The organism is Actinoplanes sp. NPDC051388 (genome assembly GCF_055586225.1).
On the sequence record NZ_JBVJIP010000011.1, the window covers coordinates 83,391 to 109,617 of the forward strand.

Consider the following 26,227-nt stretch of genomic DNA (forward strand, 5'->3'; position numbering starts at 1 on the left):
CGGGTGCACCTTTCGTCCGCGGCGTCGGGCCGGCCTCAAGATCTCCAGGTGCCAGGGCCGGCAGCGAACGAAACCGGGAGATGCGCGACGCCGGAGAAGATCGACGTATGCCAAACCGGCTCCCCCGCCAACCGCAGTCCCTGCAACAAGCGGCACAGCGTCGTGATCACCACCTCCGCTTCCAGCTGCGCGAGGGAGGCACCGAGGCAGTAGTGTGGGCCCCGGCCGAACGAGAAGTGGCCTGCCGGCTCACGCGTGAGGTCCAACCGGTCGGGGTCTGAGTACCGGCCCGGGTCGCGGTTCGCGGAGCCGAGCCCCAGGACGACCCGTTCGCCCGCCGGTATCGTCGCACCGGCCAGCGTGACCGCCTCCTTGGTATACCTCGTCACGCCGATCGCCATCGGCCCGCAATACCGGAGCAGTTCTTCGATCGCTGTGTCCGCTGCGGACAAGTCATCGCGCAGAACACGGAGCTGCTCGGGATTCTCGATGAGCGCGAGCATCGCCGAGCCGATGAAGTCGGCGGTCGTCTGGTAGCCCGCGACCAGCAACAGGGCCGCGGTCTCGACCACCGCCGGCTCGCTCAGGTCATCCGCGGCGGCGAGGGCGCGCAGCAGGCTGTCCTCGAGCCGCTCGCGTCGGACCAGTGTGGTGATGTAGTCGAACAGGCGCAGCCGCGCCAGAGCACTGTCCGGCGAGGGGGCGAGCATCTCGTTGGCGGCGCCCTGGAAGTGGTCGCGCTCGTCGACGGGAACGCCCAGCAGCTCACAGATGAAGCGCATCGCGATGGGCAGCGCGACGTCGGTGACGAGGTCGGCGCGCCCGGCCGGCAGGACTGCGCCGACGGCGTCAACGGTGATCCTGTGCAGATAGGGCCGCAGGGCACGGATTCGGCGTGGCGACAATGCGGCGGTCGCGGACCGGCGCAGCCGGGCGTGTGCCGCGCCGTCGACACCCATGAAGCCGAACTTGACCGATGACGTGCCGTCGCTCAGGAACGAGCCGTCGCTTGTCAGCCGGGGATCGACGGCGGCGTGCGCGATGTCCTCCGGCCGGATCAGCAGCCATGCCGGCAATCGCCCGTGCAGCATGACCTTCACGACCGGTCCGGCGTCGGCGAGCCGGCGGAGGTCCTCGTAGATCGCAGGGCCCGGCACGAGGCAGGCCGGTCGCGTCGTCATCGTCGTCCTCGCCGTGGCGCGAACGGCCTCGATTGGAGCAGGGGCACCATGCTGGTGAAGTGATGGCGCTGCCGCTGCGAATAGGCCAGATGGGCGGCGGTGGGGTCCTCGACCAACGTATTCATGGTCGCCCGGTCGAACTCGAGTGTCGCACCGGCGCGCATCGCGGCGATCACCTCCCGGTATCCGACGATCCCCGCGAGCACGGCGTGTGTTCGGGGGTCCGGCCAGAGCGCACGAACCTCGTCCACCATCGACGGGGTTCCGGTCAGCATGTTCCGCACCCGGCGGGACAACCGTTCGTGATAGCCGGCAGTGGGCGACAGGCACCGCACCGACACCCGAGCGTGATGCCGCCAGGTGGGGTCGGCCGCCATCCGAGCGATCAGCGAGGTGGAACCACCTTCGAGCACCACCACCCGATTTCCGTCGGCGTGGTGTTTTTCGAGCATGTGGCAGAGCCGTCGGTACGCCTGCGCCGCGGGGAGCACACCGTCCGCCACTCGGCGCTCGTCGAGGAATATCCGGTTGTCCTGCCCGGCCCCGTGGCCCCGCGCCGATCCGACCGCGAGCTCGGCATGGCATTGCACGCGGTCCAGAACGACGATCGGTGCGTCGACCTTTCCCGCCAGCTCGATGGCGCGGTGGGTCTTCCCCACTCCGGTCGGGCCGAGGATGAGAACCAGGTTGAGCCACTGACCGTCGTCGGTGGTGGCCGTGCCGGCGTCCAGCGCGCCCCTCACGATGACGAGCCGCGAGCTGGCGGACCGGACACGGGAAAATCGATCGTGCCTGCGATCAGCCCCAGGCCGAGAGCGGCGTCGCGCCCGACGAGTGATCCCGAGGTGTTGATGCGCCGCCACGTGGCGGCAGGGTCGCGGCTGTAGGACTGGCTGAACTGATCGAGTCGCATCGGCAATCCTTTGTGGACGTCCACGGGCGGCCCTGTGACCACGAATGTAGCCGTGGGCGATCTCGCCGCGGGAGCCTGACGGGCCGTTCGTACAGCAGGTGTGCACCTTCGGGTCGGCACCGGCAGGGCTGTGCCTACTGCGGCCGCGGATTCGACTTCATTGCTACCGCGCCAGCGGTACCTCGACAGATACCACCGTTGCCAGATGGCGGACGGATCTTCGGCTGAAACGCTTTGCGAGCAACGGGCGTACGCCCCTTCGCTGTTGTCGGCCATCGAATCGGATCGAGGGAACCGTGCGTCGTGAATGGTGGTACCGAGCCTGTGGCGAGTTGCTGCTCGTCGCCATCTTCTTCTTCGGCTATCGGGCAGGTCGGTTGATCACAACCGGCGAGACTGCCGACGCCCTGGCCACCGGCGAGAGTGTCTGGCGCCTCGAACGACTGTTGCGCCTGCCGGATGAGGCCGCGCTGCAACAGACCGTGCTGGGCCACGACACGCTGGTCACCCTGATAAACAGCTACTACGCGTTCGTGCACTTTCCGGCGACAGCCATCTGCTTGATCTGGCTTTACGTCCGGCACCCGGCCCAGTACCGCCGGACCCGTTCGGTGCTCGCCGTGCTGACCGCGGGGGCTCTGCTGGTGCACGTCCTCGTGCCGTTGGCGCCACCGCGTTTGACCGCCCTCACGGGCCTGGTGGATACCGGCACGCTCTACGGGCCGGGCGTTTACGGGTCACCCGAGATCGACACCGCGAGCAACCAGTACGCGGCCATGCCGTCATTGCATGTGGGCTGGTCCCTGGTGGTCGCTTTGGCGCTGATGGCGGTGACCCGCAGCCGCTGGCGAGCCCTGTGGATGCTGCATCCGATCGCCACGCTGTACGTCGTGGTCGTCACCGGAAACCACTACGGCCTCGACGCGATCGTGGCCGTGACGATGGTGGCCATGGTGCTGTTCGTGATGCAGCTGCTGCACGGCAGGGCGGTTGTCATGCCTCGACTGCCTGTCTCTCCCCCCGTCACTTCGCCGGCACCGGCTGTCGTGCAAGACGGCCCGGCGCCCGCATACCTGCGATCCATGAGTCCCGCTGACCGATAGGTCCGGAGGGAGGTTCCGCGGCGGGGTCTCCATCGGTGGCGCGGTCAACCCTCGGGCGCGTCGCCAGGCCGCTCGCGCGCGCGGGTGATAGCGCCACTCGAACGGCACGAACCGCCAGCCGAACGAGACCGCGACACCGATCATCCGGAGCGCCACGGCGCTGCGCCGTGACCACCGATAGCCCAACCTGGCTCGCACCACCGGCGGGTACATGCCAACGGTCAACCACACGACGGAAGGGTTTCGGCGTACAGTTGCTCCTTCTGCGGCTCGGTGAGCGGGCGGCCGAAGTGCCGGCACATGACCACCGGAACCATCGCGAAGGTCGCGTGCGCCCAGAAGACGAGATCTGAGTGTGTTGACCATGGGCACGCGCCGGCCGGTCATGATCTTGCATGGGGCGATTCTGACACGCGATTATTTGCATGAGTGACGGTCAGGCATTTCCGGCGATATCGCGATCGCCATTCCTGAAAGTGCACTCCCATGTCCTAACGGGAAACGTTGGCGGGGAGCTTGATCTGCCGAACCGGGAGTTCCGTGTAATGCCGGTGGGGCGGCGACGACACGCCGCCACGTACGGAGGAGAACCTTCATGCTCAGCACCCACCGCTCACGCGTTCGCGCCCTGGCCGTTGTCGGCATGGCCGGTGTCCTGGCGGCCGTCGGCGCCGTGACCTTCCAGGCCTCGGCCACCGAAGTCGCCGCACCCCCATCCTCTGCCGGCTTCGCGCCGGGCTCCCGACAGGTCTCCGTCCCCCGCCTCCCCGCCGCCATCAAGCCGCCGGCGGGCAGTCGCCTGCTGGGTGCGTATGTCGTGGCGAGCGGAACACAGACGTACAAGTGCACTGGCGGCATCTTCACGGGTGCTTCCACACCCGAAGCTCAGCTGGTCGGCACCGGCGGCGAAATCCATCACTTCGGCGGTCCGAGCTGGCAGTCCGAACGCGACGGCTCGCTGGTCACCGCCACCAAGACCGCCGAGAGTCCCCGCGCCGGGACGATCCCGGAATTGCTGCTGACCATCAACAGCCACTCCGGGACGGGGATCCTGAGCAACGCCGCCTACATCAACCGGCTGTATACCTCGGGCGGTGTCGCCCCGGCCGGATCCTGCGCCGACGGCGCCACGACGGCCGTGCCCTACAACTCCGTCTACGTCTTCTGGTCGAACTGACATCTGATTCAGATCCGAGTCCGCGATCTGGCAGCCGGCCATGGGCTCCTCAGCCCATGGCCGGCTCGGCGCGGGCGGTAGAGCTATGCCCGTGTGGCGGTTGTCTTGGCGGCCTCTATCGCCGACGTGTAGTCGGGGTTGGCCCCGATCTGGGCGAGCAGCACGTTCGCTGAGTTGTAGCAGTCGAACCTTTCGATCTTTCCGTCACGGAGAAACCAGAGATCCGCCGTCGGCACGTCGATCCGGTTACCGGTCGGCGGGATTTCGCCGACCGGGGTCGGGAAGCCGCCGAGGTGCGTTCCCTGGATTCGGAGTTCGACGGCGACGACGTCACCGAGTGCGTGCACTTCAAGCAGCTCGCGGTGGACGTCGGGGAAAACGCTGGCGAAGCCCGACAACGCCTGAGGAATCTGGTCTCCGCGGAAGGTCAGCGAATTCGGCAGGTCGTTGAACGTTCCGTCTTCGGTGAACAGGGCGCGGAAACCTTCGCCGTCGAGGGTGTTCCCCTCCGCCAGCCGGTATGCCTCACGGACGATCTCTCCGTTGCTTTTCACTTCTGCTCTCCTTGATGCGCGGAGTCGCTACGGGTAATAGGTTGCTGCCGGCCGGCGACGCTTGCGATGCGGTCTCACCGTTGCGCGCTCCCACCAAGTTACCAAGTTTTTGACTATATGGACAATAACGTAAGCTTGCTCACGTGCCTCGTCCCCGCAAGTTCCTCGAGAGTGATGTCGTCAGCAGCGCCAGTGAGGTGTTCGCCGTGCACGGCCTTGCCGCCGCGACACTGGATGACCTGGTGCGGGCGACCGGCCTGGGGAAGCAGAGCCTGTACAACGCGTTCGGCGGAAAGCGGGAGTTGTTTTTGCGGGCGCTTTCCGAGGATCGCGAGGAGGCGACGCGCGCCGTCACGGAAGCGCTCGGACACGATGACGCTTTGCCGCTGGAGCAAATCCGAGGTCACGTGCTCCGGATGGCGATCGAGTTCAGCAGCACTGATCGGCGGGTCTCGCTCACCACACGTGCGCTGGTCGAGTCGACCGGTGCGGAGGATCCACTCTCGACGGCCACGAAGGCCGGCATCGAACAGCTCGCGGGCGTCTACGCTCAATGTCTGGAACATGCGCGGGAGAACGGGGATCTCCCGGAGGACGCGAACGTGCAATCGCTGGCGGTTTACTTTGTCGCCGTGACCCGAGGGATGGAATTACTCGGCCGCGCGGGTGTGGGCCGCGGCGTTCTCACGGCGGTCGCGCTCGACGCGCTTCGCGTGCTCCACGGTCAGCGGATAGAAGCGGTCGATGACGCCGAGGCCCTCCGCGGCCCCGCCTGATCTTCCGACAACGAATTCGGGCTTCTATTACCGCTCGTACGTACCGATGAGCCGGCCGCGACCCAGCAGGTTTCCAGCGATCCGCTTACGCACCGTCCCGATGGAGCCGACCTCAGCAGGCAGGCGGGTCCAGGCCAAGCCCGGTGCGACGTTACCGCCGACGCCTCTGCCTGCGTGCGCCTGTGGGATCGGCCCGCCGCTGGGAAAGTCCGGGCTGGCCAGCACGACGTTCTCCGGCGCCGCGAAGGCGGGTGCGAGCCAGACGCTGTGGGTGTCTCCGGCGCGTACCTCTCGCAGAGCGCGGCTGACTGACCAGGATGCCATGAGTTCCTAACCGGTTCGGGCGGGAGCGGAGGCCGAGGAGACGTTGTGCACACCGGCGCCCACGGCGAGCTCGACGTAGTCGCCGTGCACGGTGGCTGAGTGCACCGCGGGGTTTGCGCCCGTCGCCCGCCCCTGGCGCCAGACCGGGCGTCCGTCGACCTTGATGTCGATGGAGCGTCCGAACGTGGGAACCGCAATGGTGCCCGACGTTCCACTCGGCGCCTGAACACGCATCGCGAACTGCCCGGAGGCGCTGTTGTGGCTCCACGCCACGGCGAGCGGGCCGTGCGGCGTGGGCGCCTGGCCCTTGGTCCAGGCAAGGTCGCCCGGCTGCGGCCGCACCAGCCAGGTCCGGTAGCCGGGCTCGATCGGCTGGATTCCGAGGACGTACTTCGACAAGGCGGAGGTCGGCATCGCCGACCAGCCGTGCGCCATGCTGGTCTGGCTCGATGCCTGGGTTCCGGTGACGCTTTCGTTCTCCCAGAACGTTCCGGTGTAGAGGTCGCCGGGGGCGATCATCGGGCTCCACGCGTTGGTGAGCAGGCGCAGGGCGTTGGTCGTGTCACCGACGCGGAAGCGTGCGTTGAGCTCGAATCCGGTGATGAACGGGCTGATGGTGTCCTGGTAGCCGCTGGAGAAGGGCAGCGTGCCGGAGGGCGTCCACAACTCATTCTTGATCTTCGCGAGGATGCCGGGCACCTTGTCAGCCGGCGCGATTCCGAACTCGATCGCGAGCACGTTGGCGTCTTGGGCGACCACGCCCGTGACGGTGTCGCTCAGCTCGTAGACGCCCGTTTCGGCGTTGAACAATCTCGCGTTGATCGCCGTTTTCAGCGCCGCGGCCCGGGCCGCGTACTGGCCGGCCATGTCGGGGTGGCCAGCAGCAGTCGCCAGGCGGACACCGTCGAGCAGGGTCTGGTAGTAGAGGGCGTTGTATGCGGTCACTTCGCCAGTCTTGGGACCGTCGTAATAGTCCCAGTCCGCACCGTTGCCGCCGGTCGTGACGAACAGCCCGTTCGGGCCGACCTGCTCGGCGCTCCACGCCAGTTCCTTGGCCACCAGGGGCCATTGCTGCTGCACGAACTCGAGATCAGCGGTGTATTGGTAGTACTCGGCCAAGACTCGGACGAAGTACATCGAGTACGAAGCCGAGTACGCGTTCCTGGTGTTTCCCGGCGGGCCGGTGTTGATCGGTGTCTGCGGCGGCATGAAGCCGGAGACGTAGCCGTTGCTTCCCGCCCAGCTGCCCAGCAGTTCGAGCGAACCACGTACGTACTCGCTCGCGTTGGAGGAGTAGAACACCGTCGGTCCCTCGACGGCGAGGTCGCCGGACCACACGGCGCGGTCACGTTTCGCGCCATCGAGGATCAGTGGCACCGTGTTTCGGCCGGGGATGGTGAAGTCCGCGATCGCCGCGGAGTTCGACAGCGAGTTCTGATAGAGCCGGCCATCCGGTGAGGTGATCGAGAGCCTGCGGAAGCTCGCTTGTTCGCCGGTGAACTGCCGGAATCCGAAGGAGCCGGTGGCATAAGCCGCGGTGTCGGGGGCAAAGGTGGCCGAGTCGAAGCTCGCGATCCGGCGCCCGTCGAGGTATGTCGTCACCGTCGTTCCGCTGACCACCTCCTTGATGGTGTGCCACGTTCCCGGCAGGACCGGCGTCGGGAGGGGCACGTTCGCAATCGTCTTGTAGGTTCCACCGGACTGCGAGATCTGCTGCAGGACGTTCGGGCCTCCGCCGGGCACCGTGTCGTCGGAGGCGTCGAGAATGATCAGGTAGCCGTGCTGGGCGTCCTGTCCGCGCAGCATCCACCCGGCCTGATTCGCCGTGATCTTCGTTTGAAAGGTGACCGTGTAATCGGTCCAGGCGGCTCCAGCGGTCAGCAGCCCAGCGCCTTCGGTCGAGCCGGGAACGTCAAGGGACCTGTCGTCGGTGTTCCACCGAGGTCCGGTGGTGCCGACCGGCAGCTGGTTGACCTCCGTGGTGTAGACACCGCTGTGCCAGTAGCGGTTCAGTTCGTCGGAGCTGGAGACGAAGTAGCCGCTGTTGCGATCCAGCCGTGGCCGGAAGGCGGTGTATCGGATGGCGACCGAGCGGAACGAGATGCTTCCCGGAGTCGTCAGCGATATCTGTTGGTAGCGTTGCCCTCCCTGGATTTCCGGGTTGGTTATCCGTCCGGGCCCGCTGACCTTGTAGATGTTGTATCGGTTCGGATCGCCACTGGCCCAGGGCGGCACGCCGTCGCCCCTCGGACCGATCTGCGTGCGGGTCTCGCTGTAGCCCGCCTGCAGCGTTGGTGAGCCGGAGACCGCGCTGACGTCGAAGGTCGGGAACCCGCCGACCTCGTGTCCGTAGTCCAGAACGATCGACGCACCGCCGATGGTCGTCGGCACCGGCGGATTGGACTGCCCGGTGACCGTTACCCGCGTCTCGAAGCCGGCCGGCTGGCCGTCCGTCGCGCTGGTCTGGATCGAGTAGTCGACGGGGAAGGAAGCAGTCCGCCCGTCCGGCGACAAGGTGTCCGTGCGCGGCCAGAGCACTACGCGACTGGCCGAGGTGCTCGAGCCGAGGTCGACTGTCACCCATACCGGGGACGCACTCACGTCGGTCGAGCCACGGGCCGTCGACGTCCATCCGTGGGCGGAGCCGTTCTGCGTGTCGGTGACACCGTCGGTGAGGAATCTCTGGCCCCAACCGGCCGCTTCGATGGTGTCAGAGGCAGCGACGGGTACGCCTGCCGCGAGATTCAGGTTCGGGTCCGCACCGAAGACTTGGAGCTCGGCCAGCTGCACGTAGGTCCCGGCCGGGTCACCCGCGGGCGTCAGGCCCAGCCTTGTGACGTTCAGCTTGACGTAGCGGGTGCGCGCATCAGCGAACGTCAGCGTCACCGGGCTGGACGACAGCCTCTGGGGTGTCGTCGCGGTGAGGGTGGTGACCTCGCCGGCACGGGGATCGGTGAGCGCCTGCGGGTTGGTCACCTCCCCCGACGTTGCCACCACACCCACCGGATGCACGGTCGGTGTCGACGGGGTCTGCACGTAGCGGCGCCAATTCGGGTCTGCCGGCCATCCGGGCGAGTCGGCATGCGGGGCCGCGGAGGCGGGAGGAGTGCTGACCAGCACCACGGAAGACATGACGGCCGCCAGGACGAGGGCCAGACCTTGCCTGCTACGGACGGCGCCTGCGCGTCTCATGACAGTCTCCCGAGGTGTGCACAACCGCTGATTGAAACCTTTCAATGCAACGTAGTCAGCCGCCGGTCGACCGTCAAGACGATCGACCAAACTCTGCCCCGAAGTACATGCATTCGTCGAAACGACCTTTCCGGCGATCCGGTGCTTCTTACGGAATCTTTAGCGGTGCGACGGGCGGAAACCCCCCGCCCGGGCCGAAGATGGGGCTCATGCGGGTTCTGGTGGTGGACGACGACGCGGCCGTGCGGGACTCGCTGGCGCGTACGCTCCGTTTTGAAGGTCATCAGGTCTTGACGGCCGAAGACGGGCAGGCGGCGCTCGATGTGGTGCACGCCGACGAGCCGGACGCGATGATCCTGGACGTCAGCATGCCGCGACTCGACGGGCTGGAGACCTGCCGCCGGCTGCGGGCCGAGGGCATTCTGCTGCCGATCCTGATGGTGACCGCGCGCGACAGCGTCGGTGATCGGGTGGCCGGGCTGGACGCGGGAGCCGACGACTACCTGGTCAAGCCGTTCGCGTTGCAGGAGCTGCAGGCCCGGCTGCGCGCCCTGCTGCGCCGGTCGATGCTCGCCGTGCCGCCGGCAAGCTCCCCCGCCCCGGATGAGGGCTGGCTGACCTTCGCGGACCTGCGGCTGCATCCGAACACCCGCGAGGTCTGGCGCGGCGACCGGGCGGTCCGGCTGACCCGCACCGAGTTCTCCATTCTCGAGGCGTTCCTGCGGCACCCGCGTCAGGTGCTGACCCGGGCGATGCTGTTCGAGCAGGTGTGGGGCTACGACTTCGGCGAGACCTCCAACTCCGTGCACGTCTACCTGGGCTATCTGCGCCGCAAGCTGGAGGTCGGCGACGAGCCACGGCTGCTGCACACCGTGCGAGGCGTGGGCTTCGCGCTGCGCGAGGAGCCGCTGTGATCGGTGCGCCGGTGACCGTCTGGTGGCAGCGCCGGACCCTGCACGCGCGGCTGGCGTTGCTGGTCACCGGCGCGGTCGCGGTCGCCGTGGTGACGCTGGCGGTCGCGGCCTGGGTGGTGGTCGCCGAGATCCAGCACCGCCGCCAGCAGTCCGAGCTGACCAGAGACGCTCAGGCGATCGCGGCGCAGCCGGCCCAATGGCTGGCCGCGCCCAGTCCGCTGCCCGATGAGGAGAGCCGGGGCCGCGGCGACGGGCGGCGTGGTCCGCGTCAGCTCGGTCCACGCTGGCAGATCCTCGACACGCAGGGAACGGTGATCAGCGAATCGGCGAACACGCTGCCGGTCACCACGGACGCCGCCCGGATCGCCGCCGGTGCGCAGCGGTCGGCCCAGGAGAGGGTCACCGTCGGCCGCGGCTCCTACCTGATGCTCACCGTTCCGGCCACCGGCGGCGGCGCCGTGCAGGTCGCCCTCGATCAAGAGCCGGACAACCGTACGCTCGGCCAGTTCGCGTTGCTGCTCGCGGTGGCATCCGTGGTCGGCGTCGCCGGGGCGGCACTGCTCGGCCGGGCGGTGGCTCGGGCCGGCCTCGTGCCGGTGCAGCGGCTGACCGACGCGGTGGAGGACGTCGCGGTCACCATGGACCTCAGCCGCCCCATCGAGGTGACCGGAGTCGACGAGATCGCCCGCCTCGGCGCCTCGGTGAACACGATGCTCGCGGCGATCGACACCTCCCGCCGCGCGCAGCGCACCCTCGTCGAGGATGCCGGGCACGAGTTGCGCACGCCGCTGACCAGCATCCGCACCAACATCGAGCTGCTGCTCGAGGTCGAGCGGCACCCCGAGCTCGCCCACCGGCTGCCGCCTGAGGACAGGGCCCGGCTGCTCGACGACCTGGACGCGCAGGTCGGCGAGCTGGCCAAGCTGACCACCGAGCTGGTCGAGCTGGCCCGCGAGGAGGCCACCCGCGAAACCGTGGAACCGGTCGCACTCACCGACGTGGTCGAGGCGGCGATCGCCCGGGTGCGGATCCGGGCGCCCGCACTCACCTTCACCGCCGAGCTCGAACCGGCCACCGTCCGGGGCCGGCCCGGCGAGCTGGAACGCATGGTGGTGAACGTGCTCGACAACGCGGCCAAGTTCAGCCCGCCCGGCGCGGAAGTGCACACCGCGTTGCGCTCGGACGGCACCGGCGGCTTCCGGCTCACCGTGACCGACAGCGGTCCCGGCATCGACGAGGCAGACCGGCCGCACGTCTTCGACCGCTTCTACCGCGCGGTCGCGGCCCGCTCGACGCCCGGCTCCGGGCTCGGGTTGGCGATCGTCGCGCAAACCGTGGCCCAGCACGGCGGCACGGTCACCGCCGGGCCGCGGGAGCCGCATGGCACCACGATCACCATCACGCTTCCCGGCTGAACCACAGTTCTCATCAGCTTTTCCGCTCCGGCGCGGATGCGGCGCGCCCTCCGGTCTCGTCCCGGAGAACGGTTCGCGTTCTGACCGGCCCTTAGCCGATTCTTATGGCTACCCGCCAAGCACTCTTATCGCCGGAGCGCATCGTGGTGAGTACCGGTCGGGAAGGTCCCGGCCGTCGAAACTCAGAACGAGGCGACGAAATGACTGATCACACCCCTCGCCGGGACGACGACGAGACACTGGCTCAGCCCGCCGCCGACATCCGGCCTCCCGCAAGCACGCATGCCGCCTCGCCCGCCGCCGCAGACGCTCCGGCCGCCTCCGAGCCTGCCGCCTCCGAGACCGCTGCCTCCGAGACCGCTGCCTCCGCGCCTGGCGCCTCCGCGCCTGGCGCCGAAGCACCGCCGGCCGCGCGTGGGCCCGGCTGGAACTGGGGTCCGTCCGGTGCCGGCACAGGCTTTCGGGGCCGTCGGGTGCCGCTTGTGGTCGGTGCCGTGACGCTGCTGCTCGGGTGCCTGCTCGGCGGCGGACTGGTCGCGATCGGAGCAGTCGTCGGTGGCGGCCACGGCGGCGGCGATCGAGGCCACAGCCGCAGCGACGAGCGATCGGACGGCAACGGCTGGGGCGAGCGCAGGGGCGACGGCCCCGGTCGCGATCGTGGCGACAGCGGCCGGGACGAGCGTCGAAGCGACGGCCCGGATCGCGGTCGCCGCGACGGCAACCGGAGCAACGACGACACCACTCCCGCCCCAACGAACCCGCCCACGTCGGCACCTGTCCCGACCGCCTCATCCTGAGTTCCCCGATGTGACTCCGACGGACTGTCGCACGCCCGACGTCGAGCCCACGGGCCGAAATGGTGGTGCGGAGGATCGATGGTTGTGTGCACGATCTGCCGGTGGCGAATCTTGACGATGATCTGATCGAGCTCCGCAGGGAGATCCACCGCCGCCCCGAGCTGGCCGGCGAGGAGCGGCAGACGGCCGGGTTGATCGCGGAGCAGTTGCGAGCGGCCGGGCTCGAGGTGACGACCGGTGTCGGCGGGCACGGAGTCGTCGCTGTGCTCGACGGTTCCGCGGACGGCCCGACGGTGCTGTACCGGGCGGACATGGATGCCGTTGACGCGCAGCACAACGTGTACCCCTTCCCGCGGTCGGGCAGGGTTTTCGACGAGGACTTCGCCTCGCGCGTCCCCGGCGTCGCGCACTTGTGCGGGCACGACCTGCACACCGCGATCGGCGTCGGCGTCGCCCGGAGGCTGGCTCAGGGCTCTGAGCCGGTACGCGGCCGGCTGGCGTTCGTCTTCCAACCGGCGGAGGAGCCTCTGGAGGGTGCGCGGGCGATGCTCGAGACCGGGCTGGTGCAACGGCTCGCACCATCCGAAAGCTATGCGCTGCACTGTGCCCCGTTCCCGGTCGGCACCATCGCGGTGTCTCCCGGATACGGCTTGCCCGGAATGGACCATCTCCGGATAGTGCTGCCTGGTGGGGACGACGCGGCCGTCGCCGCCTTCGTGGCCGAGGCGGCGCGACTCGGCACCGTCGAGTACCCGCAGAGCGTCGCCGACTATCACGCGGGCTTCCACGCGTTGCTGGACCCGGAGGTCGCCGTCTCGATCCAGGAGTCCGTGTGTGTCGGCCAGTGGACCGATCGGACGCCTGACGGGCGGCCCGTCGCCAACGTTCTGCTGCGGGTCTGGCCGCAGGAGCGGTTTCCGGAGCTGCGCGTGCGGGTCGAGAGGCTCGCGACACAGGCGGGCGGACACGTCGAGTATCCAGGCGATCCGTTCCCCGCCATGGTGAACTCGGCGGAGCTCAGCACGGCGGCCGGGCAGCACCTGAGCACGGCACTGGGGCCGGAGTCCGTCTTGTGGGCACGGGCGTCCTGGCCCTTCAACTGCGAGGACTTCGCACTGTTTCTCAACGAGGCGCCGGGCGCGATGTTCTACCTCGGCGTCGCGGACGCCGAGTCGGGGATGAACGGCGCGCCGCACACCCTCGACTTCGCCGCCGATGAGCGGGCGATCGGTCACGGCGTGCGCGCCATGGCCGGCCTGCTGACCGAACGAAGCCGCCAGTCAGGGGTGTCGAGGCAATCCGAGGATGAGTAGGTCGAGGCCGTACCGGAACTCGTCCTCCAAGGGGGTCGGCCAGTAGGACGCCACGGCGGCGATGCCGGGGTACCGGGCAGGATCCGGTACTTCGGAGGTTACGACCGAACCCGGTGCCGGCTTGTCGTCGCGGACCTGCATCGCGAAGCCGAGCACGTATCGAGTGAGTGTCACCGAGAAGCGAGCCGCCGTCTCGGGAGGGAATCCGTGGTGCAGGAGGGTCGAGACGCTGAGCTCGCGCAGCGCCATCATGTTCGGCCCGACCGGCGCCTGCTCGGTCATGAGGGACACCGATCGCCGGTGTCGGGAGAGAGCATCGAACATCGCGACGGCCAGCCTCCGGCAGGCGTCTTCCCAGCTCACGGCGGCCAGAGCATCGTCGTCGACGAGAGCCTCGCCGAGCACTCTGTCCACCACGAGCCCGATCAGCGCGGCACGGCCGTCGAGATGGCGGTAGAGGGTCGCGGTGCTCGAACCGAGTCGCTGGGCGACCGCCCGCAGCGAGAGGGCTTCGCCGCCGTGCTCGTCGGCTAGTTCGATGGCCGCGTCCACGATGCGGTCGAGCGACATCGGCGGCCGCCCCGGGCTGCGCCGGCCCGGGGCGGCGGGCGGGTCCTGTCCAGCGGCGGCGCTGGCGGCTTCGGGTGACGGCACGAAGCCAAGTATGGACGTATGCGCCGGTCAAGCAGGCGCGGCCCGGCTGCGGCGGCCGCGTGGTGTGGATCACCCACCTTCCGAAGGCAGGATCCTGCTACATTGAGTTTCGGCTACGGCGTAGCCGAAACTCCGTCAGGCACCACCCGAGGAGTGTTGACACGATGCGCAGCACACTGCCTGCGAGGTCCACAGCGTCTCCGCTGAACCTGCGGGCCTTCGAGTTGGCTTGCGTGGTGTTGTGGACGGTGACCGCCGTCCTGATCGCCACCGTCTACGACAACCAACGCGATTACTGGTTCCTGCTGTTGAGCTGGACGCTCGTGTTCCCCTTCACGGCGATCGCCGACGAATACGTTCTCCTCCTGCGGTACTCATCGGACTTTCGTACGCTGCCCTGGCGCGTTCCGAGGGCGCCCGCGATTCCGGTGATGGTGCCCTTCGCGTTCGGCTGGTTCTTCACCCTGCCGCTGATCCTGATCTGGCAGACCGGGGTCATCAGCCAGTTCCCGCTGTGGATGCAGACCCTGATCGTGTTCGCGGCGCTCACCGTGTGGAGCTTGTTCGTCGAGTGGCTCGGCGTGGTCCAGAGTCTCTGGACCTACCACTGGTCGGGCGGACGCTGGACGCGGCGGCGCGACCTGGGCAAGGTGCCGCTGATCGTCCCGTTCATCGACGCGGTCACCTACCTCCTGGCGTTCCTGCTGCACGGCGTCGCGGTCAGGGCGACGCAGAGCATGCCGTGGCCGGCGGCGCTCGCGACCAGTTACCTCATCTACGCCGGGGCGTTCGCCGCCTACGCCTCATTCAACTGGCTACTGATCAGGCGGGTGCTCGGTGTACGGCCGGCCTGGCCTGAGCCGGTCAACGACAGAATCGATCCGAAAGGCACGGTGCGGACATGAAAGCCGCCGTCGTCCATTCCGCCGATGAGGCGCCCCGCTTCGAAGACTTCGCCGACCCCCAGGCGGGCCCGGGCGAGGTCCTCGTACGCGTCGAAGCGACCGGCATTCACCCGCTGGTCAAGGCACGCGCCGCCGGCCTCTCCTACACCGCCGACGCCCTGCTCCCGATGATCCCCGGTGTCGACGGATTCGGGCGCCTCGAAGACGGAAGCCGGGTCTATTTCCTCAGCCCCCGCGCGCCCTATGGCACCTTCTCCGAACTCACCGTGGCGCCCAAGGCCGCCTGCTTCCCGGTGCCCGCGGGCGTAGACGCCGGCGTCGGGGCCGCGATCATGAATCCCGGCCTGTCCAGCTGGCTCGCCCTGACGATCCGGGCACCGTTGACCACGGGACAGAGCGTGCTGGTGCTCGGAGCGACCGGGCCGGCCGGGCGCCTCGCCATCCAGGCCGCCAAGGCGCTCGGCGCCGGCCAGGTGACCGCCGCCGGCCGCGACCGTGAAGCGCTGGCGGGCCTGGCGAGTCTCGGTGCCGACGCCGCCGTGGGACTCGACCCCGACGAGCTGCCTCTCGAGCACTATGACGTGATTCTCGACTACCTGTGGGGCAAGCCGGCCGAAGTGCTGCTCGCGAGGCTCGCAAACTCGTTCCACGGCCGCGCCGCTGCGCGAACCAGGTACATCCAGCTCGGCGAGAGCGCCGGTTCCACCGTCACGCTCACCGCGGACACCTTGCGGGGTACGGGTCTGGAAATGCTGGGCAGCGGGGGTGGGAGCGTGCCGATGCCGCAGATCCTCAATGCCATCCCTGAATACCTGCGACGGGTCGAGTCAGGCGATCTTCGCGTGGACATGGAGACGGTTCCGTTGGCCGACGTGCGGACCGCCTGGGATCGCCCCCAGCGTGGTCGCAGACTCGTGATCGTGATGGAAGACCAACGCCCTGAGATGTGACGCAAGGGAGCAAGAGTGGCCGAGTACGACACCTTCGCGGATCGGTACGACACGACGTTCGAACTGGTGCCGCTGCGCACCTATGTGGAAGCGCACTCCATCTTGGACCTGGTCGGCGACGTGACTCGGCAAGCCTGGCTGGATCTCGCCTGCGGGACCGGGGCGTACACCCGGGAGCTGGGTCGTCGTGGGGCGAGCCGGGTGCTCGGTGTCGATCTGTCGCCGGAGATGGTCAGGGTGGCGCAGCACGCGGAGCAGGAGCGACCGTCCGGTGTGGAATACCGGGTTGCGGACGTGGGAGCGCTGGGCGACGTCGGCCGGTTCGACGGCGCACTGGGCGTCTACCTACTGCACTACAGCGAGTCGGTGGAGCACCTGCGCAACATGTGCCGGAACATCGGCCGCAGCCTGCGCCCCGGCGGCAGGTTCGTTACGTATCAGCTGGGCCCCGATATCTCGCAGGTCCCCGGCTACTACCTCAAGTACGGCGCCGACTTTCGACTTCGGTCCGACGGCCCGCTCGAGAACGGTGAGGCGTTCACCTTCCGGATCAATGTGACGGGCTTTCAAAGCCCGTACTTCACGGTCTACTACTGGAGCCGCGCGGTGCTCGAGGAGGCGCTTACCGAGGCTGGTTTCGGTCGGATCCGCTGGGTCATGCCGAAGCTCTCACCGGAGGGTCACCACCACCCCGACCCTCAATGGTGGCAGGACCATCTCGACCGGCCGTTCGCCGTTCTTCTCGAAGCCGAGAAGATGTGACGGCTCGGTGCGATCGACCTCGCGGGCCATGCGGATGCCGGGGGGCTTCCCATCGATGGAAGCCCCCCGGTGCGCCCTCAGCGGACGGCCAGCGTGTGTGATCCGGCGCCGAGTCCACTCACGAGGAACGAGTCGGCCTCGCGGCGGACGGTGAAGGGCGTCGTCGTCGAAGCGGCTCGCACGGGCCGGCCGTCGATGTGCACCGTCGCGGCCGGGCCCTGCGCAGGCAGTGTGACGGTGCCCGTCGTGCCGCGCGGTGCGGTCAGCGTGAGCGTGAACGACGGCTCCGTCCGCCATTGCACGGTCAGCGGGCCGTGCGGAGTGGGGATCCGGCCACGCGCCCACGTCACGGTGCCGGGATGCGGTGCGACCGACCAGGTCGCGAAGCCCGGCGCGGTGGGCGTGACCCCGAGCAGGTCGTTGGTGAGCGCCGGCAGGACGCCGGTGGACCAGCCGTGCGCCATGCTCGTGTAGGGACCCTGATAGGGCGAGCCGTCCGGACCGATGCCCTCCCAGTGGGTGATGCCCGGATCGTTGCGGTGCATCCAGCCGTAGGTGCGCTTGATCTGATCGATCGCCGACTCGGCGCGGCCGACGCGGAACCGCGCCACGATCTCCGGGTACGACGTGAACGCGTAGACCCGCTGCGAGGCAGCACCGACCCCGGGCAGCGTGTCGTTGTCCATGAAGGCGTTGCCGTATGCCCGGTGCGTGGTGGCGTCCAGATGGTCGAGGGCCTGCCCGGCTCGGCCCGGATCGGCGACGCCGGCGGTGATCGCGATCGCGTTGCCGTCCTGACCGTGCCGGACCGGGCCGTCCAGCGAGTCGAGGTACGCGCCGGCGGTCGCGTCCCAGAGGTGGGTGTTCACCGCGGCGGCGACCGCTGCCGCACGCTCGCTCCACCGGACCGCCTCTGCCGGATGATCCAGCAGCGTCGCCATCCGAGCCGCGTCGCCGAGCGCCTGGACGTAGTTGACGTTGTAGTAGGTAACCGGGCCGCCGCGCGGCAGGAAGGCGTAATCGCCGTACCCGCCGGTGCCGTTGAGCCCCCGGCTCAGCAGGCCGCGGTCGTCGGTGACGCTCGGATACCACCGGTCCAGCACGGCGGTCAGCTGCGGCCAATAGGTGCGGGCGTACTCGAGGTCGCCGGTGTACAGCACGTAGTCCCAGCTGGTCGTCACCCACCACAGCGGATAGTCGAAGAGCGGGAGCGTGTAGTTGAGAATGGACGCCGGTGGGATCCATCCGTCCGCACGCTGGTGATCGGCCAGATCGGCGAGGACGTTGCGCGCCGCCGCGGCGGCCTCCGGGTGTGTCAGGTAGAGGGTGCGGCCGGAGACCGCGATGTCGCCGACGTACGGGTCCCGGTCGCGTTTGGGGCCGTCGTGCAGGACGAGTTTGCCCTCCAGCGTGGGACTGGCCGCGTCGCGCGGCTCGCAGTCGGAGGCCCGGAAGGTGTCGAGGGTCAGCTCGTTGGTGTAGGAGGCGGCGTACCAGTAGCGGTTGAGGTCGTCGTCGGAGCAGACGAACCAGCCGGAGTAGGTGTTGGCCACGCCGAGGTAGGCGCTGAACTCCAGCAGCACCGCGTCGATCGCGACGCGCCCGTGCGGCTGAGCGGCCGGGAAGTCGCTCGGCAACGCGTCCAGGGTGATCTTCAGGTACCGGAAGCCGTGCAGGCCCTCGGCGTAGACCTTGTCGCCGGCTTGATAGCCGGGCGTGTCGGTCCAGTCCGCGCCGCCGGCGGGCACCGCGTACTGGTCGGTGCCGGGGCCACCGGAGAAGTCACCGCGGTGGAAGTCCGAGCGGTCGGTGAGGAACTGCATCGTCTCCGAGAACGCCAGGCGCACTCCGGGATGGTTGTCCGACGCCGCGGCGAAACGGATGCGCGGGTATCCGACGACGACCTTGCCGAAGTCCACGGTGACACTGGGTGCGACGTCGTTCGCCACGACTCCCGGCCACACCTCGTTGACGCGGGCGTACTGGCCTCGCGAGGTGTCCTGGGTGCGGGTGATGACGAACCGTACGGCCGTGGTGGTCACCGGTGAGGCGAAGGACACCGGGACCTGGACGGCGCCGTTGCCGGTGACGGCGCCGGCCGGCTGCCAGGCTGTGCCGTCCCAGGTTTCGACGGTGAAGTCGACCGGCACACCGTCGCTGTTGGAACGCAGCGTCACGCCGGGCAGGGTCATGGGCTGCGGGGCGGTGACGGTCAACAGCGCCGGATACGTGGCGGGTTCGGCGTCGTTCCAGAACGTTTCGGGATCGCCGTCGATGGCGTTGGCCGGCTCGTAGGTCCGCACGCCGCCGCCGTTGCCGTTGTTCGGCGGATGGAAGGACGACGCGGTCGCTGCTGTGCCCGCCGGCCAGGTCGGGGGCACGGGCGGTTCCGGGCGCGTCAGCACGGTCCGCGGACCTCCCGAGCGCAGCAGCGCGTCGGGATTTCGCACGTCTCCGGTGGTGGCGATCACCCGCTGCGGCACGACTGTCCGCCGCGGCGGCGCGACGACGTAGCTCCGCCAGTCACCTACCGGGACCGCATCGGCGGCGAGGGGCTCGACGCCGGCGGGCGGCGGGAGGCTCGTCGGGACGGCCGGGAGCCGCGCCACCGCGGCGGCGACCAAACCTGCCTGCAGAAACGTCCGGCGTCCCGTCCCTGGGGGTTTCGACATCACACAAGCCTCCTATGAAACGTTTCACATCCACACACTTCGATACTAGGTGCTTCAGCGGCTGAGATTCAAGCCGTTACACCGGAGCGTCCGCGCGCACTACTACAACGGTGGTAGCCGGGAATGCCCACGGCTGCAGGACGTGATCAACGCCCGATTGGTCCATTGTGGTCGACATAACCGAGATATACGAATGTGTAGAGGAGCGGTTGTGATGAGGGTGAGCAGGGCAGTCGGCGGGCTCGCGGCCGGCATGACAGCGATACTGGTGATGACGGCGTGCGGTAGTGGGACCGCTGACGCCCCGGCGTCGGCGGGAGCGGACAGTCCCGCGGCATCCGGGCATGCAAGCCACAGTCCCAACGCCGTTCCGGCTGCCGCCCCGTTGAAGGCCGGGGAGCGATTCGAAACGCTGTCCATGTCGCAGCCGTACACGCCGGCCGCGCCGAACGGCGGCACCGACGAGTACCGATGTTTTCTGGTCGACCCGAAGTTGACCAGCCCGGCGTACCTGACCGGTAGTCAGTTCAAGCCGCAGAACAGCGACGTTGTCCACCACGCGATGTTCTACCGCGTCGACCCGGCCGGCGTGGCCGAGGCCCGCAGCATGGACACCACCAACCCAGGCGAGGGCTGGACCTGCTTCGGCGACGCCGGCATCGGCGACAACGCGGACTGGGTGGCCCATTGGACCCCCGGCATGGGCGAGATCGTGTGGTCGCCGGGAACCGGCATTCCGATGCCCGCGGACAGCCTGATCGTCATGCAGGTGCACTACAACCTCCTGGCCACCGGCGGTAAAGGTGTCCCGGACCAGTCCGGCATCCAGTTGCGACTGGCCGACGGCGCCAAGAAACTCCAGCCGCTGGAGATCGAGGTGCTGAACGCACCGATCGAGCTGCCCTGTGCGGCCGGTGAATCCGGTCCGCTGTGCGACCGGAACGCGTCGATCGCCGATGTCACCCGGCGCTTCGGCGACGAGGTGGGCGGCCGAGCGAGCCAGCTCGTGCAGGAGTGCACCAATGGCGTGCCGCGGCCTGGCAACACCCAGCAATGCGACCAATCGGTCCGCACGGCCGGCACGGTCTATGCGCTCACCGGGCACATGCACATGCTGGGACGAGCGATCAAGGTCGAGCTCAATCCGGGTACGCCGGGTGCCCGAACCCTGCTCGACGTCCCGGTCTACAACTTCGACGACCAGGCGGTTCGCCAGCTGACCACGCCGGTGGCGATCAAGACCGGCGACACGTTGCGGGTCACCTGCACCCACGACGCCGGACTGCGCAAACTGATGCCGCAGCTGCGCACGCTGCCGCCGCGCTACGTGGTCTGGGGCGACGGCACCAGCGACGAGATGTGCGTGGGGATGGTGATCCTTTCGCCCGCAGACTGAGCCGGCCGGGCGAGGAACTCCCGGGCAGTGCTCGACCGGCGGATAGCATCTCGACCATGACTGGCAGCGCGGCCCAGACGCCCAACCCCTGACCGGCAACCGGCTGGTGTGGACACGCGACGAGGCGGGCTTCGCGCAACGCAACACCATCGTGATCGACAAGGACGGCTCGCGGATGGCCGGCTCGGGCGAGATGTCCCGAGCCGGCGGCGACTGGGAGGACGACCTGTCGCTGACCTACGAACGGATCGATCCGTCGGCGTGACCGACGCGCCGACCGGGCCGGGCCTGGTCAGCGTCCCCCGCGCGTACCCGTCAAGCCGTCTTGATCGCCCCGCCGTCGATGATGTGGTCGGCTCCGGTGGTGCTCGCCGCGAGCGGCGAAGCGAGGTAGGCGACGAGGGCGGCGACCTCTGCGGGCTCCACGAGTCGTCCCGTGGTCATGCCCATCGTTGCGGGCAGTCCGGCCACCAGCTGCTCCCGCGTCAGCCCGAGTGAGGCGGCGAGCTGGGCACCGTAGCCGTCGGGCGACTCCCACATGGCGGTGCGCACCGACCCGGGTGACACGGTGTTGACGCGAACGCCCTCAGGCCCGAACTCCTCCGCGAGGGCCTTCCCGAACGCCGTCAGGGCCGCTTTCGCCGTCGTGTAGGGAATTGGGCCGGCGTACGGGATCCGCGCAGCGTTCGAGGAGACGTTGACGACGGCGCCGCCGCGGCGCAGCAGACTGGGCAACGCGGCCCGGCTCGTGCGAACTGCCGCGAACAGGTTCAGGCCGTAGACCTCCGCCCAGCGCTCGTCGTCGAAGGACAGGAACCCGCCCACCGCATCGCCGTCACCCCCGCCCACGTTGTTGACGAGTAGGTCCAGCTCACCCAGCTCCGCCAGTGCCGCCTCGACCAGCCGCTCCGGTCCGCCGGCCGCCCTCGGGTCCACCGGGATTCGCCGAGGCCGCCGGCGTCGCCCGCACCACCGTTCACCGGCGCTTCGCCACGCGCGTGGCGCTCATCGACGCCCTGACCCGGTGGGCGACCGTGCAGTTCGCCGCCGCCGTCGACGGCGCGGTTTCCGACGCCGCGCCACCTCTGGTCGTCCTTTGCCGAGTGACCGCGGACGTGCTCCGCGTCAAGATCGGCTGGGGCTTCGGCATGAACCGGGCCGGGAACTCCGCGGATCCGGAGATCTCCCGGGTGCACGCGGACGTGGTGGAGGAGTGCGATCGGCTCTTCCGCCGTGCGCAAGCCACCGGGCTTCTGCGGTCCGACGTCGACATCGAGTGGGCGCGGCGCTGCTACTACGCGCTCATCCACGAGGTGACCCAGGGCGGACCCGCCGACGCGGACGTCGACACCCTGACCACCCTGATCGTCGACACGCTGCTGCGGGGGTTCGGGGCGGATCCCGGGCACGCGGCCACCGGTCTCTGACCAGCGAGTCGGGCAGGAGCTATCCCGGTCGCCGGCCCCTGCGGCCATCGTCGGCGGCGGCGAGCCGGTTGCTGGTATCAGCCGACGCTCAGGCTGTCGAGGTTGCCGCCGTTCGCCCCGGTCGTCGTAGCGCGGATCCGCACCGCGCTGCCCGCCGGGAGGGATGCGTTCAGAACGACGGTTCGCCACGTCTGCCAGTCGCCGGTGCGCGGGAAGGACAGCTGCCCGGCAACGACGGTGTCGTTGACTGAGATGCGCAGCGGGCGGTCGGTGGTGCCGCCGTTGGCGTACCGGAAGCCCAGCGGGTAGACCCCGGCCGCCGGTACGGTGACCGTCCACTCGACGAAGTCGCCGGCGGCGTTGGTGAAGTCGACGTAGCCGCCGCCGGTGTAGCCGGCGTGCTGTGTGGCTGTGGTCGCGCCGCTCCGGACGGCTTCCTCGGCCTCGTAGACGACCTGGCGCGACGGAGCCGGAAAGGCCGCGCCGCTGGGCTCGACGATTGCCGCGACGCCGCCGCCCGCCCCAACGTTGATCATCGGGGTCACGACCGTGAGGATCTTCCGGGTCGCGTTCCAGACCTGGCCGCCGCCGTTGAGGACGGCCGCGGATTCGCCGGTGAACGCGGGCAGGCCGGCGCCGCCGTTGACCCGCATCCCGACCGGCGATGCCAGGCCGTGAATGCGAACAACGTACCGCCGGGCCGCCGGCGCGCCGCGGTAGCTGCCAACCGGATGGTCGACCACCACGCGCAGGGCCGCATGGGTGTACGTCAGCCCGGTCGTGCTGTCGGCCCCGCTGCGCCGGAACTCCTCGGTGACGCCGTCGTCCTCATAGACGGTGAACGAGCCGTCCCGGCCGGCGTAGACCTCCATCTCGAGCTGGCTCCGGTCGAGGAACGCCGTGCTCTGAGCGTACTTGTACCTGGGCAGAATGCTTCCTGCCTTGACGTACATGATGATCTCGCCGGTGCTGGTGACGTAGCTCTTCTCGGTGGTGTCCGAGCCGACGGTCTGCGCGTCGGACCAGAAGTTGTACCAGGTGTCCCCGGCCGGCAACCAGACCCGTTGCACGGCGCCGCCGGTGTCGGTGGTCACCGGCATCACGATGATCGACGGTCCCCACATGTACTGCAGGTCGTGGGTGTACGCCATGAGGTTGTGCTGATAGTCGATCACCATGGCCCTGGCCATCGGCACGCCGGTCGCGTGCGCGGTGTGGGCGATGGTGTAGAGGTACGGCAGCAACGTGTAACGCACCCTGGCGTACTTGAGGAAATCGGCTCGGCTGGCGGGGCCCTGGTCGATCGGCCAGCGCGAAGCGGCCAATCCTTGCGCCGCGGTGTCGCCGTTGGAATGCGGTCGCCAGACCGGCGACATGCTCGCCCAGGCGGCCACCCAATTGCGATAGAGGCCATCGGATATGACGGTGCCGAAGAAGCCGCCGGCGTCGATGTTGGCGAAGGGGAATCCGCCGAGCCCGGCGTTCTGCATGCCCCGGATCTGCTCCTGCATCTCCGGGTAGGTGGAGTTGATGTCGCCGGTCCACAGATGGCCGTAGCGTTGCTGCCCGGCCGTCGCGCCGCGGGTGAAGATCCAGGGGCGCCTGGCGCGACCGATGTGTCCGACGGCGTCGGGGTCCCAGCCTTCCTGGCCGATGCCCTTGTGGCAGTAGAGGAAGTAGGCGTTGCGCAGTTCCGACCAGCGTTGGCCGTTGGCGGCGAGCGCGTCGTACGGAATGGGGCCCATCTCGTCCGGCTCGTCGATCCACAGTGCGTCACCGGGATAGCCGAGAGCGGGGTTCAGCGCCTTCGTCCAGAACACGTTCCAGGCCCAGGCGCGGGTCGCCGGGTTGCTCCAGTCCGGAACCGCGTCGTTGTCGGCGACACCGGTCAAGTCGGCCGGGCGGAAGCTGTAGCCCGGCGGAGGACCGGCTACCCAGCCGGCCATCTCGTTGGAGTTGTTGCGGTTGTAGTCGAGCGTGGTGAGCACGCCGTGCTCGTCGGCCCAGCGCTTGAAGGCGGCCGGGTCGGGCCAGCGCTGCGGACTGAACTCGAACCATGACCCGCTCCACGCGCCGGAGCCGGCCCGCCAGCGGTTATCGTGCACCTGGACGTCGAGTGGGAAGCCCTCGTTGCGCAGCGCGGTGATCCGAGATGTCCACCAGTTCTGGTCACTGACGGTCGGGAAGTTCTTGTCCGAGAGCTGGAGCCCGAAGACGCCCAGGCGCGGAAAACGCGGGCGGCCGGTCAGCTGGGTGTACCGGTCGAGCAGCTGAGCGAACTGCGGGCCCTTGATGACGAAGTAGTCCAGCTGCGGCCGGGCGCCGGGCGCGTGGTGACCGTCGGCGAAGAACTCGTACGTCCCGCCGTTGCCGAAGTTGAACGTGGTGTCGAAGGTGGTGTTGAAGAAGATCGCATAACCCTGCGATGACAGGTACAGCGGCACGATCGCCGGCGCCTGGTCGATGTGGTGTGACTGCAGGCCGTAGTTGTGCGAGACGATGTCGCCGGTCCGGTCGACCTTCGGAGCGCGTCCGTAGAGGCCGTGACCGGCCTTGACGAAATGCTCACCGGACGCGGCGGGGGCGAAGGTCTGCCGGACCACGTCGGCGTCGGTGCCGCCCCAGGTCATGCTGTGGGTGGCGTCTTCCCTGGCGAGCAGGGCGTCATCATTCTTGGCGTAGAACTCGACGCGCAGCGGGTTCTTCCGCAGGACGACCTTGACGCCGTCGGCGGGCGCGGTGGTGATCGTGAACGAGTCACCGCCGTCCACCACGCGGATGGCGCCGCCCAGGCCGGCGTGACTCGCCGGGTCCACCATCTCGTAGCGGTTGTCGGCGAAGAAGGTCTCGCCGCTGCGGATGCCGCGGACACGGACGATGTACCCGCCGTACGCGGTGAACCTGAGCTGTTGCCCGGTCGTGCTGGTCACCGTGATGCTGCGGGCGTCGGCAACATGACTGCCGTAATTCGTCAGGGGTTCGTCCGCCAACGCCGGCGACGGCGCGGTATCCACGGGAACAGCCTGTGCGCCAACGGCCAGGCCGGCCGCCTTGAGAAAGTTCCGTCGTGTTGGCTTCTGCGGCGACATGACCTCAGATTGACCCACATCGATCAATCCTGTCAACGGAAGGCCACACGATCGAACAAAGTCGATCCCGGTCGAGCGACCAGGCGCAACCGTCGTGATGGCGCCGGCGGGGTGCTGGGCGACTCGAGATCGACTTCGACGGCGGATCCGCGGAGCGGCTGCGGTGACAACATCGCTCGTTCTCGGGCTTCGGCGCCTTGGAGCCTGAACACTTCCCCGGCTGATTGGCAATGTCAGGTTGGAAGCGCGGAGTTTGCCGAGGAGGGCAATGGCATCGGATGCGGATTTGATAGGCCGGTCGCTGGATGGCGATGTCGACGCCTTCGTGGAGGTGGTCGAGCGTCATGAGGCCGCCGTCGGTTCGTACCTCGTTCGCCGGGTGGGCCCCGAGGTGTCCGGCGGCGAGGGCGGCGAGGTGCTGACCATTGACGCCAAGACCGGCATGCTGGTCAAGGACGTATCCACCATGCCGGGCCTTCCCCGGGCCTCTACGACGTACGAGTCGTCCCGAGTGACGACGTCCCGTCTCTAGACCGGCAACTCCCAGCCACCAGCATTCCGGCAGACGGGCGTAACGCGCCGCGCGTTCGGTGACGTGCGGGCCGCCTCCCCAGGCGGCCCGCAAAATCTGAATAGCGTGGTGGCACGGCGGTCCCTTCCATTGGCCCGTTGCCGGACCACCCGGTGATAGGCCCACTCCCCCCACTTTCCAC

At 68.7% G+C, this 26,227-nt stretch carries 23 protein-coding genes and 1 pseudogene; 14 read left to right on the forward strand and 10 right to left on the reverse strand.

The genetic code is table 11. From position 1 onward, the window contains the following. Nucleotides 1-35: 35 nt before the first annotated feature. From ACZ6TI_RS26625 to ACZ6TI_RS26635, 3 genes are read right to left on the reverse strand one after another with little or no spacing between them, the layout of a single operon-like run. Nucleotides 36-1,181 (reverse strand): cytochrome P450, encoded by a 1,146-nt coding sequence (locus tag ACZ6TI_RS26625; protein ID WP_465347872.1) that lies wholly within the window; start codon nt 1,179-1,181, stop codon nt 36-38. After that, nucleotides 1,178-1,924, reverse strand: a complete 747-nt coding sequence (locus ACZ6TI_RS26630; RefSeq protein WP_465347873.1) for an isopentenyl transferase family protein — start codon at nt 1,922-1,924, stop codon at nt 1,178-1,180. The genes ACZ6TI_RS26625 and ACZ6TI_RS26630 overlap by 4 nt, the downstream gene beginning before the upstream one ends. Then, nucleotides 1,921-2,094 (reverse strand): hypothetical protein, encoded by a 174-nt coding sequence (locus ACZ6TI_RS26635; RefSeq protein ID WP_465347874.1) that lies wholly within the window; start codon nt 2,092-2,094, stop codon nt 1,921-1,923. The genes ACZ6TI_RS26630 and ACZ6TI_RS26635 overlap by 4 nt, the downstream gene beginning before the upstream one ends. 332 nt (nt 2,095-2,426) lie before the next feature. On the opposite strand from ACZ6TI_RS26635, the gene ACZ6TI_RS26640 reads away from it, so the two are divergent. Then, nucleotides 2,427-3,197 (forward strand): phosphatase PAP2 family protein, encoded by a 771-nt coding sequence (locus ACZ6TI_RS26640; protein WP_465347875.1) that lies wholly within the window; start codon nt 2,427-2,429, stop codon nt 3,195-3,197. Nucleotides 3,198-3,418: 221 nt separating this feature from the next. Here the strand turns inward: ACZ6TI_RS26640 and ACZ6TI_RS26645 are convergent. Beyond that, nucleotides 3,419-3,541: pseudogene (locus ACZ6TI_RS26645) on the reverse strand (oxygenase MpaB family protein); the annotation flags it as partial. Between the two features lie 251 nt (nt 3,542-3,792). Between ACZ6TI_RS26645 and ACZ6TI_RS26650 the strand changes: the two are divergent. Further along, nucleotides 3,793-4,374 carry a DUF3455 domain-containing protein gene (locus ACZ6TI_RS26650; RefSeq protein WP_465347876.1) on the forward strand — a complete coding sequence of 194 codons (582 nt, stop codon included), beginning with the start codon at nt 3,793-3,795 and terminating at the stop codon, nt 4,372-4,374. Nucleotides 4,375-4,457: 83 nt separating this feature from the next. Here ACZ6TI_RS26650 and ACZ6TI_RS26655 read toward each other — a convergent pair whose 3' ends face one another. Next, entirely contained in the window at nt 4,458-4,928 is a 471-nt protein-coding gene (locus ACZ6TI_RS26655) for an ester cyclase (protein ID WP_465347877.1), read from the reverse strand. A gap of 143 nt (nt 4,929-5,071) precedes the next feature. Here ACZ6TI_RS26655 and ACZ6TI_RS26660 point away from each other — a divergent pair, with 143 nt between their 5' ends. Next, complete coding sequence (locus tag ACZ6TI_RS26660) at nt 5,072-5,704, forward strand: TetR/AcrR family transcriptional regulator (RefSeq protein ID WP_465347878.1); 633 nt, start codon at nt 5,072-5,074, stop codon at nt 5,702-5,704. A gap of 330 nt (nt 5,705-6,034) precedes the next feature. Here ACZ6TI_RS26660 and ACZ6TI_RS26665 read toward each other — a convergent pair whose 3' ends face one another. Next, entirely contained in the window at nt 6,035-9,310 is a 3,276-nt protein-coding gene (locus ACZ6TI_RS26665; protein ID WP_465347879.1) for an alpha-L-rhamnosidase-related protein, read from the reverse strand. Between the two features lie 119 nt (nt 9,311-9,429). Here ACZ6TI_RS26665 and ACZ6TI_RS26670 point away from each other — a divergent pair, with 119 nt between their 5' ends. The 4 genes from ACZ6TI_RS26670 (at nt 9,430) to ACZ6TI_RS26685 (ending at nt 13,659) form a co-directional block, all read left to right on the forward strand. Continuing rightward, nucleotides 9,430-10,134 carry a response regulator transcription factor gene (locus tag ACZ6TI_RS26670; protein WP_465347880.1) on the forward strand — a complete coding sequence of 235 codons (705 nt, stop codon included), beginning with the start codon at nt 9,430-9,432 and terminating at the stop codon, nt 10,132-10,134. Then, nucleotides 10,131-11,549, forward strand: a complete 1,419-nt coding sequence (locus tag ACZ6TI_RS26675) for a HAMP domain-containing sensor histidine kinase (protein ID WP_465347881.1) — start codon at nt 10,131-10,133, stop codon at nt 11,547-11,549. The genes ACZ6TI_RS26670 and ACZ6TI_RS26675 overlap by 4 nt, the downstream gene beginning before the upstream one ends. Before the next feature lie 494 nt (nt 11,550-12,043). Further along, nucleotides 12,044-12,346 carry a hypothetical protein gene (locus tag ACZ6TI_RS26680; RefSeq protein WP_465347882.1) on the forward strand — a complete coding sequence of 101 codons (303 nt, stop codon included), beginning with the start codon at nt 12,044-12,046 and terminating at the stop codon, nt 12,344-12,346. A gap of 101 nt (nt 12,347-12,447) precedes the next feature. Then, nucleotides 12,448-13,659: a M20 metallopeptidase family protein gene (locus ACZ6TI_RS26685; protein ID WP_465347883.1), complete on the forward strand. Its 1,212-nt coding sequence runs from the start codon at nt 12,448-12,450 to the stop codon at nt 13,657-13,659. On the opposite strand, the gene ACZ6TI_RS26690 is transcribed toward ACZ6TI_RS26685, so the two are convergent. Beyond that, complete coding sequence (locus ACZ6TI_RS26690) at nt 13,627-14,313, reverse strand: TetR/AcrR family transcriptional regulator (protein ID WP_465347884.1); 687 nt, start codon at nt 14,311-14,313, stop codon at nt 13,627-13,629. The two genes, ACZ6TI_RS26685 and ACZ6TI_RS26690, sit on opposite strands and share 33 nt — an antisense overlap. Nucleotides 14,314-14,477: 164 nt before the next feature. On the opposite strand from ACZ6TI_RS26690, the gene ACZ6TI_RS26695 reads away from it, so the two are divergent. The 3 genes from ACZ6TI_RS26695 to ACZ6TI_RS26705 are packed head-to-tail and all read left to right on the forward strand — an operon-like array spanning nt 14,478 to nt 16,930. After that, nucleotides 14,478-15,218, forward strand: coding sequence for a hypothetical protein (locus ACZ6TI_RS26695; protein WP_465347885.1), 741 nt, complete (start codon nt 14,478-14,480; stop codon nt 15,216-15,218). Next, a complete protein-coding gene (locus ACZ6TI_RS26700) occupies nt 15,215-16,168 on the forward strand; it encodes a quinone oxidoreductase family protein (protein ID WP_465347886.1) in 954 nt (317 codons plus the stop codon). Before ACZ6TI_RS26695 ends, ACZ6TI_RS26700 begins: the two co-directional genes overlap by 4 nt. 15 nt (nt 16,169-16,183) lie before the next feature. Next, the gene (locus ACZ6TI_RS26705; protein ID WP_465347887.1) at nt 16,184-16,930 is read left to right on the forward strand and encodes a class I SAM-dependent methyltransferase; all 747 of its coding nucleotides are present in this window, start codon (nt 16,184-16,186) and stop codon (nt 16,928-16,930) included. A 77-nt stretch (nt 16,931-17,007) separates the two neighbouring features. Here ACZ6TI_RS26705 and ACZ6TI_RS26710 read toward each other — a convergent pair whose 3' ends face one another. Continuing rightward, nucleotides 17,008-19,602 (reverse strand): alpha-L-rhamnosidase-related protein, encoded by a 2,595-nt coding sequence (locus ACZ6TI_RS26710; RefSeq protein ID WP_465347888.1) that lies wholly within the window; start codon nt 19,600-19,602, stop codon nt 17,008-17,010. A gap of 418 nt (nt 19,603-20,020) precedes the next feature. Here ACZ6TI_RS26710 and ACZ6TI_RS26715 point away from each other — a divergent pair, with 418 nt between their 5' ends. Further along, nucleotides 20,021-20,998, forward strand: coding sequence for a monooxygenase (locus ACZ6TI_RS26715; RefSeq protein ID WP_465347889.1), 978 nt, complete (start codon nt 20,021-20,023; stop codon nt 20,996-20,998). Between the two features lie 106 nt (nt 20,999-21,104). Next, nucleotides 21,105-21,263: a hypothetical protein gene (locus tag ACZ6TI_RS26720; protein ID WP_465347890.1), complete on the forward strand. Its 159-nt coding sequence runs from the start codon at nt 21,105-21,107 to the stop codon at nt 21,261-21,263. A 50-nt stretch (nt 21,264-21,313) separates the two neighbouring features. Here the strand turns inward: ACZ6TI_RS26720 and ACZ6TI_RS26725 are convergent, their stop codons facing one another. Beyond that, nucleotides 21,314-21,934, reverse strand: coding sequence for an SDR family oxidoreductase (locus ACZ6TI_RS26725; protein ID WP_465347891.1), 621 nt, complete (start codon nt 21,932-21,934; stop codon nt 21,314-21,316). Nucleotides 21,935-21,996: 62 nt separating this feature from the next. On the opposite strand from ACZ6TI_RS26725, the gene ACZ6TI_RS26730 reads away from it, so the two are divergent. Continuing rightward, a complete protein-coding gene (locus ACZ6TI_RS26730) occupies nt 21,997-22,425 on the forward strand; it encodes a hypothetical protein (RefSeq protein ID WP_465347892.1) in 429 nt (142 codons plus the stop codon). Nucleotides 22,426-22,502: 77 nt separating this feature from the next. On the opposite strand, the gene ACZ6TI_RS26735 is transcribed toward ACZ6TI_RS26730, so the two are convergent. Then, nucleotides 22,503-25,439: a TIM-barrel domain-containing protein gene (locus tag ACZ6TI_RS26735; RefSeq protein ID WP_465347893.1), complete on the reverse strand. Its 2,937-nt coding sequence runs from the start codon at nt 25,437-25,439 to the stop codon at nt 22,503-22,505. Nucleotides 25,440-25,782: 343 nt separating this feature from the next. On the opposite strand from ACZ6TI_RS26735, the gene ACZ6TI_RS26740 reads away from it, so the two are divergent. Continuing rightward, nucleotides 25,783-26,046: a hypothetical protein gene (locus ACZ6TI_RS26740; RefSeq protein ID WP_465347894.1), complete on the forward strand. Its 264-nt coding sequence runs from the start codon at nt 25,783-25,785 to the stop codon at nt 26,044-26,046. Nucleotides 26,047-26,227: the final 181 nt, after the last annotated feature.

Coding starts and splice junctions, on each gene's coding strand:
- ACZ6TI_RS26700 (WP_465347886.1), top strand. CDS start 15,215: ATGAAAGCCGCCGTCGTCCATTCCGCCGATGAGGCGCCCCGCTTCGAA.
- ACZ6TI_RS26650 (WP_465347876.1), top strand. CDS start 3,793: ATGCTCAGCACCCACCGCTCACGCGTTCGCGCCCTGGCCGTTGTCGGC.
- ACZ6TI_RS26670 (WP_465347880.1), top strand. CDS start 9,430: ATGCGGGTTCTGGTGGTGGACGACGACGCGGCCGTGCGGGACTCGCTG.
- ACZ6TI_RS26740 (WP_465347894.1), top strand. CDS start 25,783: ATGGCATCGGATGCGGATTTGATAGGCCGGTCGCTGGATGGCGATGTC.
- ACZ6TI_RS26635 (WP_465347874.1), bottom strand. CDS start 2,094: ATGCGACTCGATCAGTTCAGCCAGTCCTACAGCCGCGACCCTGCCGCC.
- ACZ6TI_RS26695 (WP_465347885.1), top strand. CDS start 14,478: ATGCGCAGCACACTGCCTGCGAGGTCCACAGCGTCTCCGCTGAACCTG.
- ACZ6TI_RS26625 (WP_465347872.1), bottom strand. CDS start 1,181: ATGACGACGCGACCGGCCTGCCTCGTGCCGGGCCCTGCGATCTACGAG.
- ACZ6TI_RS26710 (WP_465347888.1), bottom strand. CDS start 19,602: ATGTCGAAACCCCCAGGGACGGGACGCCGGACGTTTCTGCAGGCAGGT.
- ACZ6TI_RS26715 (WP_465347889.1), top strand. CDS start 20,021: ATGTCGCAGCCGTACACGCCGGCCGCGCCGAACGGCGGCACCGACGAG.